The sequence below is a fragment of the Psychrobacillus sp. AK 1817 genome, assembly GCF_008807035.1.
GTDB lineage: Bacteria > Bacillota > Bacilli > Bacillales_A > Planococcaceae > Psychrobacillus > Psychrobacillus faecigallinarum.
Genome location: NZ_CP031739.1, coordinates 1,410,586 through 1,427,458 on the forward strand (window position 1 = coordinate 1,410,586; position 16,873 = coordinate 1,427,458).

Sequence of the window (16,873 nt, forward strand, 5' to 3'; positions counted from 1 at the left end):
GGTCTCCTTTAAATTTGGTAGTATTTCAAAATGTTTGTAGCTAGCTGCTTTGCATCCACTTTGTAAGTGCCTGCTTCGATGTCTGCTTTAATAGCAGCAACGCGCTCTGCCTGCTCTACCTCTATCGGAGATTTCGTCTGCATACTTTTTGCTGCTGATGAAATTTCCAACTGGTCTGCAGTTGCCTTCAAAGCATTTTGTGTTTTTTCTGTTTGCATTTGATTGCGTTTGTATGGATTGATCTGATTGACACCTAGATTTGTGATTTTCATATACATACCCCTTTCGTTCTATTAGTATCTATTCTATATTTCGGTAAGTTTTAAAAAGTGTTTAGAGTTCTTTTGTAGGAAAAGATTGGTATAGGAAATGAGCCTTAGGGCATTACCATTTGACTAGACTTCTATGACTGAAGCAAGTAGGTAGAACTATCGGTCGAAGCTTTGTTCCAGTTGACCTTAAAGGGCAACACGTGCTGATTCAGACAAAAAACTCTCACACAAGGTGAGAGTTACTTTTGATCCTTATAATAGACTGCCTCTTGATTATTTACCTTATCACGAAATTCTTTTGCGGCCTCAAACTGGCGTAGCCCAGATTTCAATTCATCGGAGCATTTCGCACAAAGCTTTCCTACTTGTGTCAATTTTCCACAGCTGTCACATGGATAGCCTAAGTTTGGAAATAGAGCTGGCTGTAATCTTCCCTTGCGAACCCATTTATGTAAGAGGTCCTCATCCACTCCTGTCACCTCTACGATTCTATCAACAGTAGCTGCGCGATTTTCTCGTTTTCTTAAAAATCGATAGACGATTTCGTATAGCTTTTCCTCATTCATCGCACAAGGATTACAAACTTCTCTTAACCCAGTATAGTTAAAAAACTCGCCACATGATGGACAATTCTTTAGTTCTCCCATGACCATACCTCCACTATTTCTGCTAGTTGTCTTTTATATCGGCAGATTACCCTTTTATTAAAGTAATTGCCTCCACACTCTTAGCACCAGCATCCTTCAGCACTTTTGCAGCATGATGAATGGTGGCACCTGTTGTGTAGATATCATCAAATAAAATATAGTGTACTGGCTGGACATCTGTTATAGATTCAAATAAAATTCCAGCTTCCAGACGTTCCTTCTTTGACTTTTTTCCCTGGACGCTTCTAGTAGTTTTCACAAGAAGGTTTTGGAATGGAATCTCGGCTTCATTTATAAATTCCTCCACTTGAGAGAAGGTTCTTTCCTTTAATTTTTCCGGGTGCATAGGTATAGGGACAACTATTCCTTGTTTATGGACAAGTAGTTCACTTATTTCACGAGCAAATACGCCAGCGAGTGCAACATCCTGTAGAAACTTGTATTGATGGAGATAGTTTTTCATCGCATCATTGTAAGTATAAAGTGAAGTAACTTGATCGACTGCTCCTTCGTAGGCGGTCCCAATAAAGTCAGAGAAATCAAATGAGTCTTCCGCTCTCTCAAATTTTTGGTAGCACCGATCACAGCTAGCAATCTCGATTTCATAGAGGAATAATCGCCTCCATGTCGCAGGGCTTGAAAATATACTCCCACAAATCAAACAGTTTATAGCTCATTCCACCTTTCAATTTCCTCCTTTGCCTCATCCATCGCATGGCTTATTCCATGATGAAAGAAAACAATGTCTCCGTCTGGATGCTTGACGGAGCGTCCTACTCTCCCGCTAATTTGTATGAGAGCGTTAGCAGTAAAAATATCCTGCTCTGCTCCTACTACTGCAACGTGAACATTTTCTATAGTGATTCCTCTTTCTAATATTGTAGTTGTTAATAAACCAGGCACTTTCTTTTCGCGAAGCTGCATGACTCTTTCCTTTCTATCTGGATGCTCAGCATAGACCCGGGGTAAGTCACCAGGGAATTGCTCTAGCATTTCAATAGTTGGGAGGAATACGAGAAATGGGATATTTTTTTGAATTTTTTCATCTATCCATTGCTGTAGCTTTGTCGGGATTTTTCCTTTGTTTAATTGTCTAGCGTAACCCCAAAGGCTGTCGAATCTAGGTACAGGTAATGGATAACCGTGATATCGTTTGGTGAGAATGGATTGGTTGGCTGTTTGAAGGGAATCGGTGGGCGTGGCTGTTACATAGTGAATAGCTGTATTTGGTTTTGCAGCTTTTACAACCGCTTGTTGAAGAGTCTCATCTGCATAGTAAGGGAAGGCATCTGCTTCATCGACAAATATGACATCAAAAGCATTTTCAAAACGGTATAGCTGATGTGTAGTGGCCAGGATTAATGAGGCAAAGCCTTCCTGGTCTGGTGCTCCTCCGTAAAGTGCATGGATGATAGTTTTTGGGAACACCTTTTGGAAACGAGGGAACAGCTCTAAAACGACATCAGTTCTTGGTGCAGCGACGCATACACGTTTGCCTGCTAGCAAAGAGGCAAAGATAGATGGAAAGAGTAGCTCTGTTTTGCCTGCTCCGCAGACTGCATGTAAAAGGTGAGACTGATTGTTTTGGACACTGTTTAAAAGCTCTTCACTTGCCCTTTGTTGAAGTGCTGTTAACCGACCGGACCAGCCAAAAATTTCCTCGGTTGTTCCGATAGCTGGCTCCTTGACCCAAGTTATCAGTTCAGAGCAACTACTAACTCGTCCCATACGGATGCAATGACGACAGTAGGTACAGGTTTTATTACAATGGGCGCATTGGAAAGAGTAAAATAGTGATGGATTTGTGTTATGACATCGATTGCAGATGTGTTTCATTGATTGAAATATTGTTTGAGGTTTAATCGTTTTGATTCCTGGTTTTAGATGAATGTGGCCGCTGAGGATATGGTCGTCTATGACCTCGCGCGGAAAAGGCGTGTGTGCGCGAAGCCATATGCGTCCAGTGAGAAATTGCTGTAATTGCTCGTTTACTTGTTTCATTATGATTCTACGTGGTACCAGCCTAGTCCCATGGAGCCTTCTCCAAGGTGCGTACCGATAACCGGACCAAAGTAGCTGATTGTAAATTCAACGTTTGGCATAATTGCTTCTAAAAGAATTTTCCATTCTATAGCCTCTTGCTCGTTGTTGGCATGAATAATAGTAGCCTTGATTTTATCGTATTTGCTTGCATCTTCCTCTAGCATATCTGCAATTCGTTTCATCGCTTTTTTGCGAGTGCGAACTTTTTCAAATGGAACGATGACTTTATTTTCAAAATGAAGGATTGGTTTTACTTGAAGCACAGATCCAATGACACGCTCAAAGCCGTTTAGACGGCCGCCACGGTGAAGATGATCTAGGTTGTCCACCATGAAGTATGCACGCATCGATTGTTTCATCTTGTTTAATTCTTGTAAAATTACTTCTGGAGTTTCACCGGCCTGCGCCATTTCTGCAGCACGGATTACATAGAAGCCTTGAACCATACAAGAAATCTCTGTATCGAATGTATACACATCAATACCTTCGACCATACCTCCTGCTTGCTCTGCTCCTGCCAATGTACCACTAATTCCGCTAGAAAGATGAATAGAAATGATGGTGTCATAATCTTTCTCTAACTCTTCGAAGGTGTTTACGAAGTTTCCTAGAGAAGGCTGTGAGGTTTTTGGAAGTGCTTTTTCATTTCGAATTTTATCGTAAAATTCATAAGCGTTAATATCTATTTCTTCTCTATATGTGTCGTTACCGATTACGACACTTAGAGGAACCATTTGAATGTTTAAACTTGCTCGTTTATCTTCTGGAATATAAGCTGTACTATCAGTAACTATTACCGTTTTTGTCATGTAAGAAATCACTCTCCTAACTCTAGTTTACTGAATATGGATAGGAAAGGAAAGCATAAAAAGACCCCAAACATGATATTTGTCATATATGCTGGGGATATGGTGATTTATTCAGTTGTTTCGCCTATAAAATAGACACTTGTTACCACCCATTTGCCTTCTTCCTTCACAAAAACCGTCACCTGACGACCATTACGATCGAGTTTTGCTCCAGACCCTGGCTCGTGAAGTGCAATATGGATATTTGAATATACTTGAGCTTCTTTGTCATTATATTCAATAATAGTAACGTCCTCAGTTGTACGTACAGTATCGTAGTTTTCGAAGGTCTCCAATACTAGTTCTTTTTCGGATTCATAGTTGAAGCCCTCTGGCTTTTTGGAGATTACACTTAAATAGCGGTCTATATCTTCTTCGTTAAATGCTTCAATGTATTCGTTAAATGCATTTAATACTGCTGTTTTTTCTTCCTCGGGTACATTAGCTGCCTCTTCAATGTCTCCACCAGAAGACATTTGGAAACCTACGTCTGATTTATCCTCTGCTCCATGATCGATTGCTGACTCCGTTTGTGATGGGGTTGAATCGTTCACTGATCCCGAACTTGGATTTACCTCTTCTTTATCATTACAAGCAGCAAGTCCTAGTGTAATTGCTGCGAGAGTAAGTACTTGGATTATTAGTCTCATCTGTTTCCCTCCTGCTGTTGGTTATTTTGTCATAGTTATGACGAAAACTCAATGAATAAGTTTCAATTTATAAAATAATGAAATTTTCTGACGTTTGAAGTAACATATATAAATAGAATGGAGGTGAATATTAGTATTGTATCCTGTACAGAAGATTTTATTAAAAAGATTGTTAGGTGAGCATGAGAAATATATGCTGGTGGCAGATGATATTCGTCGTAGTGAAGCTGGTGAACGAGGAGAAAATCGGTTGGTAGCTAAGCTCGATGAATTAAGGTTTTCTGGAAATTTTCAAGTGTTTTCTAATGTGGGTTTGGTGTTAAAAGATTGGAAAGTACAGATTGATTGTTTAATAGTCAGCGATCGCTGTTGTATGGTCATCGAATCCAAAAATATGAGTGGTAACTTGTATTTTAAAGAGGAAGAATTTTATAAAGAAGTTGATGGAATAGAAACTCCCTTCCCCAATCCCTACTTTCAACTCACGCGCAACATTCGCTTCATGAAAGAATTTCTCCGAAACTTGTGCCCTACCATGAAAGTTACTGGGGTAGTCATTATAACCGCTAAATCCAGTCGCATTCGTGAAAAACCTTCCCACTTTCCTATATTTAAGCTAGAAAGCATGATGGAGAAAATTTATCAAATGCATAGCAACGGCTTGAGTGAGCCAGTTTCGTTGGTCAAGTTTGAAGAAATTACGTCGCACATCGAGAAAAATCTATCACCGTACATTATGCCTCCGTTATGTGAATATTATCGAATTTCTCCGAAAGATTTGATGCGAGGAGTGGAATGCCCAAAGTGTGGTACGCTCGGAATGCTTCGCCACTCCACCACTTGGAAATGTCCGAGCTGTGGGAAGAATGATCGGAATGCTCATATTGCTGCCGTATATGAATACTTTCAGTTAATAAATAACGAGATAACAAATAGAGCTTTCCGAGACTTCTGTAAAATTGAGTCAAAATACTCCGCTTCTCGTATGTTAAACAGCATGAAAAATTTAAAAGGCTATGGAAAGGCAAACAAAAGATACTTTAAGCTGAAATAATATGCTACATTTATTTTCCCGCAACACTCTTTGTCCTTTGCTAAACACTTTACTCTTTTTCTACAACACTTCCCTTCTTTCTCGCAACACTTCACCTGTTCCCCGCAACACTCTTTGTCCTTTGCGTAACACTTTACTCTTTTTCTGCAACACTTCCCTTCTTTCTCGCAACGGTTTTGTTTCTCGCAACACTTCACCAGTTGCACGCAACACTCTTTGTCCTTTGCGCAACACGTTACTCTTTTTCTGCAACACTTCCCTTCTTTCTCGCAACGGTTTTGTTTCTCGCAACACTTCACCGGTTTCTCGCAACACTCTTTGTCCTTTGCACAACACTTTACTCTTTTTCTGCAACACTTCCCTTGTTTCTCGCAACGCTTTTGTTTCTCGCAACACTTCACCGGTTTCCCGCAACACTCTTTGTCCTTTGCGCAACACTTTACTCTTTTTCTGCAACACTTCCCTTCTTTCCCGTAACGGTTTTATTTCTCGCAACACTTCACCTGTTTCCCGCAACACTCTTTACCTTTCTCGCAACACTCTACTCGCTTTCTGCAACACTTCCTCTCCAAAAAAACAAAACCCCCTCCAATCAAAGATTAGAGGGGGTGTACATGTCAAATTCAGTATTATCGAACTTCAACCCAACCGTTTTTGATGCCGGTTACTACGGCTTGGGTACGGTCGTTTACGTTCATTTTTTGTAGAATACTAGATACATGGTTTTTTACTGTTTTTTCGGAGATGAAAAGAGTTTCTCCGATTGTGCGGTTACTTTGTCCGTCTGTTAATAATTGAAGAACTTCACATTCACGTTTCGTTAATAAATGGAATGGACGACGGATTTCTGTTTGGTGGAAGTTTCCTTTGTTTTCGCGCTCGCTTAAACGACGGAATTCTGCCACTAGATTACGTGTTACTTTTGGATGTAAATAAGAGCCGCCTTTAGCTACTACTTTTATCGCTGATACGATTGCCACAGCATCCATCTCTTTTAACATATAGCCTAATGCACCAGTTTTCAACGCGTGCGATACGTATGATTCATCGTCGTGGATAGAAAGCATGATAACTTTTGCATCTGGAAATTTTTCCATTAGTTCTTCTGTAGCGTCTACGCCATTTTTTGTAGGCATGTTGATGTCCATTAAAACAACATCTGGTAAGTATTGTTCATATAAGCGTAGTACATCGCTACCGTCGCTTCCTTCTGCCACCACTTCAAACGTATCTTCGAAGTCTAGTATTCTCTTTACTCCCTCGCGGAAAAGTTGGTGATCATCTATAATGATAATTTTTGTCATTGGTCATTTCCTCCTATTAAAAACGGCTGTAGTTACTATTCCTCATTTAGCGGAATACTAAACAAAATTGTTGTTCCATTTCCTGGTGACGATATAATTTTCATCGTACCGTCTAATAAATCGACTCTCTCTTGCATACCGATTAAGCCAAATGATTTTTCTTTTACTACTTTTGGATCAAAACCGACCCCATTGTCTTTGACGATAATGTTAATTTTGTGTTTCACCCATTCAATCTTTACCCAAGCTTCTGTAAATTGACCATGCTTTAGTCCATTTGTCAGGCATTCTTGGATTAGACGGAAAATAGCTACTTCAAAATTTGGCTGTAAGCGAAGTTCTTCTCCAAACGTTTGAAAATGTATTTTTTTTGCAGGGTTGTATTCCCCAGTAGTTGTAATATATTTTCGAAGCGTTGGGATTAAACCTAGGTCGTCCAAAGCCATTGGACGGAGATCATAGATGATTCGGCGAACTTCAGAAAGGGCATCTCGAACGGTGCTCTTCAATTCGATAATTTCTTTCATCGCCTCATCCCCACCTCGTTGCTGATAAGTCAGGTTGATCAAATCTGTTCTGAGCAACACATTAGCTAGCATTTGAGCTGGGCCATCATGAATTTCTCGTGAGAGACGTTTTCTTTCTTCTTCTTGGGCTTCAATAATTTTCAATGTAAAATCTTGTTTAATTTTTGCGTTTTCAAGCGCTTCTCCGACTTCCTTTAAATCAGAAGTAAGATAATTGATGACAATATTGACTTGATTGACAAGCTGATCTGCACGTTCTATCATTTCTAATAGCCCTTGCAATCGTCGTTCTAGTTCATCTCTACGCTGTCTTAGTTGTTTTTCTTCATTGCGTTTGATTAAAAGATTAATTTGAAGCTCATTTGCATTTTCGTAAGCGCTTCGGACTTGTGGTTCATCATATGAGTTAAAATTCTTCGAAACCTCTGCTAATCTGTTACGAGCAAGTCTCGATTTTGCCTCAAGCGAGTCGCCTTCCAGTATGACAGCCTCAATGCTTCCGCGAATAATTTCCAACTCAACTTTCATTTCTTCGAAGCTTTGACGACTTTGTTCGCTTATAATGAATATATCCTTTTTCGAATGGTCCATTACTTCGACCATCCTATCGAAAATAACATCTAACGATTGCAATTCGAGATTCTTGTTCGTCATCTGTTTTTTCTCCTTTAGACATTCAACATGAGTCTTCATTCATTTTTACTGACAAACTCTATTATAGCACTAATTGACTAAAAATAAATTAAATTTACTTTACAAGTATGTTTCAAAGCCTTTAGGAGGGAAATTTATTATGAGAAACAATTATAAAACAGTTAAGGGTCACGGAGAAAGTGAAATTATTATTCAAAAGTCCCGATTTATTACTTATATAGAACGAGCTGAGTCTGAGGAGGAAGCGCAAGATTTTATTAATAAAATTAAACAAAAGCATAAAGATGCTACTCATAACTGCTCTGCCTACATTATTGGAGAGCATGATCATATTCAGAAAGCAAACGATGATGGTGAGCCGAGCGGTACAGCCGGAGTTCCTATGCTTGAAGTCCTTAAAAAAAGAGCGTTAAAGGATACAGTAGTAGTAGTGACGCGTTACTTTGGTGGTATTAAGCTGGGAGGTGGAGGCCTTATAAGGGCTTATGGCAAAGCTACTACAGAAGGTATAGATGCTACTGGGGAGGTAGAATGCCAGCTTCATCACTTAATGAAAGTCTCCATAGATTATACGTGGCTAGGTAAAGTGGAGAATGAAATAAGAAACTCTATTTTCCAATTAAAAGAAATTGCCTATGCAGATTTAGTGGAAATTTATGTATACACAAAAGCGGAGGATGAGGTAAAATTTTTAGAGTGGGTAACAGAAATAACAAACGGACAAGCAATAATCGACACCGTAGAGAAAGTATTTTTGGAGTTTGACGTTGTTTGATTTATAATAAAGTAATGAGGAGTGATGGAAAAACATGAAAAAATTCTCAATTTTATTTCTTTTATTATTCGGATTAAGTATTGCTCCGGCAATAACTTTTGCAGCTGATTGTCCAGAAAAGGTCGTCTGGGACGGAGTAGAGTTAAAAAAAGGACAAATTGGTAGGGTGCTCATACAAAAGCCTACAACCATATACAAAAATGTGAATGGAACCTTTGAATACTCTCGAACAGTAAAGCCAGGTGAAAATTTTCGAGTTTACGCAAATAAATCTACATACTACCATCTTGGTGGCGGATTAGTAATTAAGGACGATTCAACAATTTTATATCAAACGCCGTCTAAAACTAAGCTCAATCAATTAAATTGCAAGCCGACAAAGGCTGCAACTACAAACTTTACAATTGGTAACAATATTTCAACTGTGAACGCTCAATTGGGAGCAGCCAAGAAATCAGTAGTAAATGAGTTTGGAGCTATTACTGGAATTTACCATAATAATTACGATAAATTTTATGCAATCAGTACATTAAGTAATAAAATATCTTCCTTATATACTAAGGACAAAAGCTTTCAAGTAAACGGAATTTCCGTATCAAATACTATAAGTCAACTAGAAAATGAGTTTGGTAAAAACTATGAAACTACTGGAAACACATACCCTGTAGAAATCATTACATACTCCTTACCAAAATATGAAGCGAATTTCTTTATAGATGTGCATAATGACAATAAAATCTCGGCAATCTACTTAGTAGACTACCAATTGATCAATAAAAATCCAAATCTATATCCTAAAAAATCTACTACTCTAGAAACAGGCTACGAGAATCTATTATTTCATTTGATTAATGCAGAAAGAAAAGCTCATGGGGTTCCTGTGCTACAGTCCGCTCCAAAGGTAGCAGATGTGGCAAGAAAGCATAGTGTAGACATGGGTGTCAATGATTACTTCAATCATAATAACTTAAAAGGTGAATCTCCTTTTGACCGCTTAGCAAATGGCGGAGTACAATTTAGAAATGCCGGGGAAAATATCGCAATGGGCTACACAGATCCATATTTTGCACATGAAGCATTGATGAATTCATTAGGACATCGTAAAAACGTTATAAACACTGCATACACTCATGTAGGAGTTGGCGTCTACTTTGCCAAATGGACACATGGCTCCATTCCTTATTACACTCAAAACTTTATCAAACCATAATAATAGCTTTCAGAGTGGAGACAAAGTTATTTTTTACTTTGTCTCCACTCTTTTTAATGAATAATTACATCAAGAATAATGAGGGAACTGTATGAAAAAAAATTTTGGAAAAGCACTTGCTATTCTTATAGTTATCCTTATCGTCATCGGGACACTTGCTATCTCCATTGCAGCTGAGATTGGAATCCTATTGCTTGTAGGCATTGCTTTTGAACGTTGGTCAAGTTTAATTTGGTTTATTATTGTTTATGGAGTCATTGAATTTATAGTCATAATGGCTCTAGATGCTTTCATAGAACTAAAGGCAAATAATCATCAAAAATTCCATAAATATTTTGGGCATATGATCGTATCATTTACACTCATTATGGCAATTTCACTTTTCATAGAGACGATTTACTTACCAATTACGGGGGCAGTCATTTTCGCTATTGCTACGGCTACAATGTATTTACTGTTTAGTTTTGGGGATAAGAAAGAGGCACATGAAGACTAAAACTCAGTAAATATATTAAAAGGCAAGCATGTTGATTTATCAACATACTTGCCTTTTCTTTTGGTATTATTAATATTTTTCAATTGTAACGCCTTGATAGTAGTGCTTCAATATCCGATCGTATGTCCAACCAGCTTCTGCACGTGACTTCGCGCCATACTGACTCATACCGATTCGGTGTCCGTAGCCTTTACCGTTGACTGTTATAGACTGAATGCCTGTTTGAACCGTTTCTGTGTTTACGACTCCGCTACTTGTTTGAATGCTTACTGAGCCATCCGGTATAGATACGACACCGTTAGCAGTTTGAACAGAAACTCCATTTAACGAATCTATCGGAGTCGTTCCATTTACCTGCTGCACTGTAATGTCATTTACACCGCCTGTTGGCTTGGTGAATGAAATATCAAACCAGTTCGATTTTAAAGATTTGTTGCTTGCATCTAAGAAAACGTTTCTCATTACTGTTTCGTTACCTGTGATAGTTTTCTCTCCAGAGTTCGTGACAGCTGTTACTGCTGTGACCTCTCCATTTGCTCCGCCCTTTGTTAGCTTAACATCTAGCAACTGATCAGATGTGCTAAAACCAAACTTCTTCAAAATATTAGTTGCTGAAATTTGAACAGACCAGTTTTTGTAAGGGGATTGCTCAATTGAATCATCTACTGAAACAAATTGTGGCACCTGTGTTGAATTCCAAACATCACTAATATTTGCCGTTCTACCTCCACTAGTGGAATAATAGTATGCCTGTACAAGCTTACCATTATATTTAACTACTAAATCCGTCGTAGCATCTACAGCTGCATTTGAGTTTTTGTGCTCAGATGTATAGCCTTTGTACATCTGGTCCTTAGTAGTACTACTTAAAATTCCAGCCTTACTCAAAGTGTAACTGCGTGCTGCTACTGTTTGAGCTTTTAACGCTTCAATATGCCAAGAAGCAGGTGACTCATTAGGAATAACGCCTTTTAAGTAATTTTCTAAGTCTAGTCTATTAACAATTTGTACGTTAGTTCCTGATTTTACTACATTGAAGCTACCTCGATACTGTGTACCAGTTGGTGTTTTACCAAGTGGTTGAGATACGACAGATTCTACGGTTGCATTTGTTGCTGGAACCCAAGAGGAGGCACCCTGTTCGTCGGTAATAGAATACCAAAGCTCTCCCTTTACGTTCGTGAACTCAGTTACATATTTTGCACCTTGGAATGGCTTATAGGACTTAACAACTGCATAATCTGCGGTTGCACCCTTTCTTCCATCTACTGGAGCATTAAAAACAACTATTTTTTCATTTCCTGTAAGAGCATGTAAGGCATATCCTTGGGAAGAATACATTGCTGCTCCCTTTTGATAAATGGAAACCTCACCATTTACCTGTGAAAATGTTATAGGTGTATTAGGTAAAGCAAAAAACATTTCTTTTGTTGTAAGATTTTCTAATTTATATATACCATTTAAGTTCAAGGAGGATGTAAAGGTGTTGTGTACCTCAACTTGTATTTGCTTCGAATAAGTCTCTTGCTTATATGCAAATGCTGTATTAGCACAAGCAAAGCTTAAAGAAATTGCCGCTAATACTGCTATAAATTTTTTATTCAATTATCTCACCTCAGTTAGCGTACTTAGCACCCAACCTTTGTTTCCTTTTGGGGATTGAACATTATACCATGTTTCACCTTTTGCATTTTTAAAGGAGCTTATGTATTTTAAAGAAGTTCCTTTAGCTACTAGCTCGATTGAAGCATAGCTAGTTGTAGCACCTTTGCGTATATTAAGTGCTTCTTTTGCTACAACGGAACTTGGTGTTGCAGTGCTAGGTTTTGTTGTTGTAACATCCTCTGAATGAATCCACCCTTTTACAGTTGAAGATACTTCTACACGGTACCATAAATTAGTGCCAGAACCATGCTTGTCAATAACGTTCAATGCTTTGTTTGCTGTAAATGTTGCAAGCACCTTGTAATTACGAGTTGCTCCACTATGTACCTTCACATTATTCGCATTTGTATATACAACTGATGGTAGATCAGTAGAGTTATCAGGTGGCGTAGGTGTTGTAGTAGGAGGAGTTATAACTGTTCCACCCTCTTCAACTGCTTTTTGTAGCTGCTTAATCAAAGCATCCTGTTCTTTTATTTGTTTTTCTAGAGTAGATACTCTTGTAGTTAAAGGGTTCAATTGTGATTGTACCCAGTCAACGGAAGCTAATAGTAGATTAGAATTTGCTTTTGTAGATGCAGGTGTATTAATTGCAATTAGAAAGCTTAAACCTAATACGACACCAACCGTTGCTAGTATTTTCTTTTTCATTTTGTCTACCTTCCTCGCTCTTATTATTTTATCGCTAGAAATAACACAACATTTGGACATATCGATAAATATTTTTTTTTTTAAAAGCGGCAGCGCCTATGTGCCCCGAAAAGCAAATGGAGAATAAGCAAAGAGGCAACTAACAAGCCACCACAGTATTTTCCCATTTTCCTCGAGAGACAAGGCGCTGGAGCTAAACTAACTATTTGAAAAAAATCTGTCAAAAAACTTCCGATATGCCCTCCTAGGAATTATTCCTAGGAGATTTATCGGTTACTTTTTCCTAATCTTAAATTTTTACTGTTTGAAGAACTCTTCCATTCCTTTACGAATTCCAACTGCTGCTTTTTTACGGAAGGCATCTGAAGCTAATAATGCCTCTTCAGAAGGATTTGAAATGAATGCCAACTCTACTAATACTGATGGAATTTCATTCATACGGTTTACATAGAATGATTGCTGTTTCACGCCACGATTGTATGTTCCAACCGCTTTGACAAGGTTCGCTTGGACACTCTTTGCAAGGGTAAAGCTCTTAGGACCATTAAAGCTTACAGACGAATTGTAGTAGGTAGTAGTCCCTTTAGATGTAGAAGAGAATGAATCAGCATGGATACTGATAAATGCATCATAATCAGAAGCATTAGCAATATCTGTTCTGTCCTTTAGCTCTAAAAATACATCTGTGCTTCGCGTTAAGGTTACAATAGCACCTGCTGCTTCAAGCTCGGCCTTTAGAAACTTAGCTGTTCCAAGGTTTACATCCTTTTCCTTAGTACCTTTAGATCCAACTGCGCCAGGATCCTTAGCACCATGTCCAGCATCAATAATTATTTTCTTACCTGCCAATCCTTTAGGCACAACTTTAATCGTTAACTCTTTATCGTAATCTCTTATTGTGTACGTATAATTTGGATCAAATGTTACAGTCAATACTGATGTTCCACCGGATACTTTCTCAACCTTCATGCTTTTTACTCCCGTTAATCCTGAAGCAATCTCGCTAATGTTCGATAGATTACCATTAACTTTTAAGACATTTGCTGAAGGCATTGTGTAAGTAATATTAAACTTTGTAGGCTTCGTCCAGACTAAATAATTTTGCCCATTGCGTACTTCTGCTCTTCCATTGATAAGTGAGATTGGAGACGCATCGCCTACTAGAGATGCTTGAATCCATCCGCGTTTTCCACTTTGCGTTTCAACGTTTAACCAGCTGTTTAATGAACGTAAAACTCTTAGTGGCGAGCTAGCAGAAATAGATTCTATCTTTTTAGAGGTAGCACTTGCACTGCTGTAAACAGTGGACGCCTTTGTAGCATACTTAGTCGGTATACTTTCACTTACCTCAAAATCTGGAACCCAACCTACAACAGAGCCTGCTTTAATGTTTAACCACTTCGTCCCGTCTGTACCGGTTACTTTATTTAAAATAGTGAAGGTTGTATTTCTCGGTAACCCCTGTAATACTGCTGAGTTAAACTTACTATCAGCATAAACTAAAGCATTATATCGTTGAATAGTGCCAGTTTCTCCATTGCCTGGAGTGACATCGCCACCAACGGTTACTACCGATTGATGTAGCCATGCTTCTCCGCTTGTTGTACCTACTTTATACCATTTTTCATTGTTTGCATCTAATGCATAATGGGTAGAGATAAAGGAATCGTTTAATCGTGATTGAGTTACAACATCGTAGGATGTTCCAGGGCCTGAACGCATATTAGCGACTGAAACGGAGACTACTAGATTTGTATTCTGTTCAATAGCTTGTCCAATATCAGGTGTTTCAGTTGGTGGTGTTTCTGGTGAAGTAGATACACTATCAAATGCTTCTCCAGATATCCATCCTTTCTTGCCAGTAGCATAGGTCACTTGATACCACTTCTCTTTTGAAGCATTTGTAAATTCCTGATGGATAGTTAATTTTGTTCCTACTTTAATCGTAGCTACGACCTTATAGCTTTTTGTAGCTCCTGAATGTACAGTAGATGCTTTTACTACTGTCTTCGAATCAATAGTGGCTTGTTCAAAAGCTGTAGCTTGAATCCAGCCTTTTTTACCTGTTGCATAGGTTACCTGCATCCATTTTTCTTTAGCTGCATTCGTAAACTCTTGGTGAACAGTCAAAGTTGTTCCAGCCTTCACTGTAGCTACTGCTGCATAATTTGTGGTTGCTCCTTTATGTACAGTAGATTGCTTCACTACCTTCATAGAAGTCGCTGTATCTCCATTCGTAGCATTTAAAAGAAATAGCTCGGAAAGCACCCAGCCTTTTTTGCCTTTATACTCTACATTAAACCAGACTTCATTTTGAGCATTAGTAAAGCTGCTTAATATTTTTAGTGAAGTTCCAGCAGGAATTGTCTCTAATAACTTATAAGAAGTAGTTGCGCCACTTCTCATATTTGTTGCAGACTTTCCTATTTTCTGTGTGGAACCGACATAAGAGTTGCCATTAATAGTCGAGTTTCCTCCTACAGCATTGGAAACCTCTTTTACATAATTACTAATCACCCAGCCAGTAGTTGAATCAAAGTTAACTTTATACCATAATTCACCGCTAGCGTTTGTAAAGCGGTCAATTATAGTAACTAGCTGTCCATTTTGGACCTTTCCAACACTGCTATAGCTAGTCGTAGCTCCTTTTCTAATATTGACATTGTTTGCTGTAATCATTGCCTTACCAGATAATTGAGCAGAAGTTATTGCTGAATTGGTAGTAGCACTCGTGTGAAGTGTATCACTCGTTAGAAGATTAATGGGCAAAAGGACAGAAGTTGCTAAAACAGATGATGCGATTACTTTTTTCATTTGTTCCTCCTTGAAACGTGTGTTTTCTACATTTTAATGCACATATTACCATAAAACAATCCAACAAATGGATTAATAGGTGTTTAATTATCGGTTAAAATAGCAAAAAGAGTAAAAGGAACAGTCCAAATGACTGTTCCTTTTACTCGCCTATTGTTAAATCTGTAATTTTAGTTGATTGATTCAATTCTGTTTTAGCATTTTGTCCAAAGTCATCTAAGTTAAGTTTCAATTGCTCACTGATTTCATCTAAAGCTTCTTCATCAGGAATAAAATAGTAAACTCCATTACGTGTGTCATCGTAACCCTTTAATTGGAGTTGTTCAAATGGAGTAGATTTTAACTTTTGATATGTTTTGATCAATCCAAAATATTCAGATGATGGTATGTTCGTTTTGACATTGTTACCAATATCCTCGATCATGTTATCTATCTTAGTTATGTTTGATAAGCTCGTGCCTTTATCAATTATTTCTTGAATAATTTGCTTTTGTCGTTTATTGCGTCCTAAATCGCCCTCTGGATCACTCTTTCTCATACGAACATAAGCAAGAGCTTCGTTACCGTTAAGATCCATTGTACCTTGTGTATACGTCTTCCATTTTAAACTACCTGTTAGCTGCGCTTTAAACGTAAATGGCACATCTACTTCAATTCCACCAACAGTATCTACGATGTCCTCGAAGCCTTGAAAGTCTGTTGAAACATAGTAATCTATTGGAATATCTAATAATTCTTCTATCGTATTAATAGTATAATTTATACCACCGTTTGCATACGAGTGATTAATCTTATCGTTATATCCTAAATCAGGAATATAAACTCTAGTATCACGTGGGATGCTAACCATAGATACTTTATTTGTCTTTGGATTTACTGTTGCGACAATAAGAACATCGGAACGACCATATTTTGCTTTTTCTTGATTTTCAATACCGGCTAACAAAATGGTAAAAGCAGAATCCTCCGCCTTAGCTTTGTCATATTTGTCTATTGCCTCGTTCTCTGTTTTTTCCTCACGCTCTAGTGGCTCATAAATTTTATTTACAGCATTTTTGGTTTGAAACGACAAATTAGTTGCAAAGACGATAACTCCAGACAATAACACCATCGCAACGATAAGTATTGTATATAAAATTTTTCTTCTCGTCTTCGTTTTCCTGTTCTTTTGACGTGAAGTAGTCATATTAGTTCCCTACTTTACTTTTAAATTTTATCTAATTTATTATACATAATTTAATGGATGGTGTATATTGCAAAGAA

17 protein-coding genes are annotated in these 16,873 nt (G+C 38.1%); 4 read left to right on the top strand and 13 right to left on the bottom strand.

The genetic code is table 11. From position 1 onward, the window contains the following. Positions 1–8: 8 nt before the first annotated feature. The 6 genes from flgM to D0S48_RS07250 form a co-directional block, all read right to left on the bottom strand. Positions 9–272 carry a flagellar biosynthesis anti-sigma factor FlgM gene (gene flgM, locus D0S48_RS07225; RefSeq protein ID WP_144537567.1) on the bottom strand — a complete coding sequence of 88 codons (264 nt, stop codon included), beginning with the start codon at positions 270–272 and terminating at the stop codon, positions 9–11. Positions 273–511: 239 nt separating this feature from the next. After that, positions 512–919 carry a TIGR03826 family flagellar region protein gene (locus tag D0S48_RS07230; protein WP_144537565.1) on the bottom strand — a complete coding sequence of 136 codons (408 nt, stop codon included), beginning with the start codon at positions 917–919 and terminating at the stop codon, positions 512–514. A gap of 46 nt (positions 920–965) precedes the next feature. Further along, entirely contained in the window at positions 966–1,580 is a 615-nt protein-coding gene (locus D0S48_RS07235; protein WP_151110918.1) for a ComF family protein, read from the bottom strand. Positions 1,581–1,585: 5 nt separating this feature from the next. Continuing rightward, the gene (locus tag D0S48_RS07240) at positions 1,586–2,647 is read right to left on the bottom strand and encodes an ATP-dependent helicase ComFA (RefSeq protein WP_342578181.1); all 1,062 of its coding nucleotides are present in this window, start codon (positions 2,645–2,647) and stop codon (positions 1,586–1,588) included. A 272-nt stretch (positions 2,648–2,919) separates the two neighbouring features. Continuing rightward, the gene (locus D0S48_RS07245) at positions 2,920–3,771 is read right to left on the bottom strand and encodes a DegV family protein (RefSeq protein ID WP_151110922.1); all 852 of its coding nucleotides are present in this window, start codon (positions 3,769–3,771) and stop codon (positions 2,920–2,922) included. A 107-nt stretch (positions 3,772–3,878) separates the two neighbouring features. Continuing rightward, positions 3,879–4,460 carry a nuclear transport factor 2 family protein gene (locus D0S48_RS07250; protein WP_151110924.1) on the bottom strand — a complete coding sequence of 194 codons (582 nt, stop codon included), beginning with the start codon at positions 4,458–4,460 and terminating at the stop codon, positions 3,879–3,881. Positions 4,461–4,596: 136 nt separating this feature from the next. Here D0S48_RS07250 and D0S48_RS07255 point away from each other — a divergent pair, with 136 nt between their 5' ends. Next, the gene (locus D0S48_RS07255; protein ID WP_151110926.1) at positions 4,597–5,514 is read left to right on the top strand and encodes a nuclease-related domain-containing protein; all 918 of its coding nucleotides are present in this window, start codon (positions 4,597–4,599) and stop codon (positions 5,512–5,514) included. A 60-nt stretch (positions 5,515–5,574) separates the two neighbouring features. Here the strand turns inward: D0S48_RS07255 and D0S48_RS07260 are convergent, their stop codons facing one another. The 3 genes from D0S48_RS07260 to D0S48_RS07270 all read right to left on the bottom strand — a co-directional run bounded on the left by D0S48_RS07260 (position 5,575) and on the right by D0S48_RS07270 (position 7,999). Further along, the gene (locus D0S48_RS07260) at positions 5,575–6,033 is read right to left on the bottom strand and encodes a hypothetical protein (RefSeq protein WP_151110928.1); all 459 of its coding nucleotides are present in this window, start codon (positions 6,031–6,033) and stop codon (positions 5,575–5,577) included. A gap of 110 nt (positions 6,034–6,143) precedes the next feature. Then, on the bottom strand, positions 6,144–6,818 hold the full coding sequence (locus D0S48_RS07265) for a response regulator (protein WP_144537553.1): 675 nt from the start codon (positions 6,816–6,818) through the stop codon (positions 6,144–6,146). Between the two features lie 35 nt (positions 6,819–6,853). Then, a complete protein-coding gene (locus D0S48_RS07270) occupies positions 6,854–7,999 on the bottom strand; it encodes a sensor histidine kinase (protein WP_144537551.1) in 1,146 nt (381 codons plus the stop codon). 139 nt (positions 8,000–8,138) lie between these two features. Between D0S48_RS07270 and D0S48_RS07275 the strand changes: the two genes are divergently transcribed. From D0S48_RS07275 to D0S48_RS07285, 3 genes are all read left to right on the top strand, one after another. Beyond that, positions 8,139–8,774: a YigZ family protein gene (locus D0S48_RS07275; RefSeq protein ID WP_144537549.1), complete on the top strand. Its 636-nt coding sequence runs from the start codon at positions 8,139–8,141 to the stop codon at positions 8,772–8,774. Positions 8,775–8,808: 34 nt separating this feature from the next. Continuing rightward, positions 8,809–9,984, top strand: a complete 1,176-nt coding sequence (locus D0S48_RS07280; RefSeq protein ID WP_151110930.1) for a CAP domain-containing protein — start codon at positions 8,809–8,811, stop codon at positions 9,982–9,984. Positions 9,985–10,075: 91 nt separating this feature from the next. Then, the gene (locus tag D0S48_RS07285) at positions 10,076–10,480 is read left to right on the top strand and encodes a histidine kinase (protein WP_151110932.1); all 405 of its coding nucleotides are present in this window, start codon (positions 10,076–10,078) and stop codon (positions 10,478–10,480) included. A 69-nt stretch (positions 10,481–10,549) separates the two neighbouring features. Here the strand turns inward: D0S48_RS07285 and D0S48_RS07290 are convergent, their stop codons facing one another. The 4 genes from D0S48_RS07290 to D0S48_RS07305 all read right to left on the bottom strand — a co-directional run bounded on the left by D0S48_RS07290 (position 10,550) and on the right by D0S48_RS07305 (position 16,796). Further along, positions 10,550–12,085, bottom strand: a complete 1,536-nt coding sequence (locus D0S48_RS07290; protein ID WP_151110934.1) for a SpoIID/LytB domain-containing protein — start codon at positions 12,083–12,085, stop codon at positions 10,550–10,552. Then, a complete protein-coding gene (locus tag D0S48_RS07295; RefSeq protein WP_151110936.1) occupies positions 12,086–12,796 on the bottom strand; it encodes an SH3 domain-containing protein in 711 nt (236 codons plus the stop codon). It abuts the gene before it with no gap. A 297-nt stretch (positions 12,797–13,093) separates the two neighbouring features. Continuing rightward, the gene (locus D0S48_RS07300; RefSeq protein ID WP_151110938.1) at positions 13,094–15,610 is read right to left on the bottom strand and encodes an N-acetylmuramoyl-L-alanine amidase; all 2,517 of its coding nucleotides are present in this window, start codon (positions 15,608–15,610) and stop codon (positions 13,094–13,096) included. 142 nt (positions 15,611–15,752) lie between these two features. Further along, complete coding sequence (locus D0S48_RS07305; protein WP_151110940.1) at positions 15,753–16,796, bottom strand: LCP family protein; 1,044 nt, start codon at positions 16,794–16,796, stop codon at positions 15,753–15,755. Positions 16,797–16,873 lie beyond the last annotated feature (77 nt).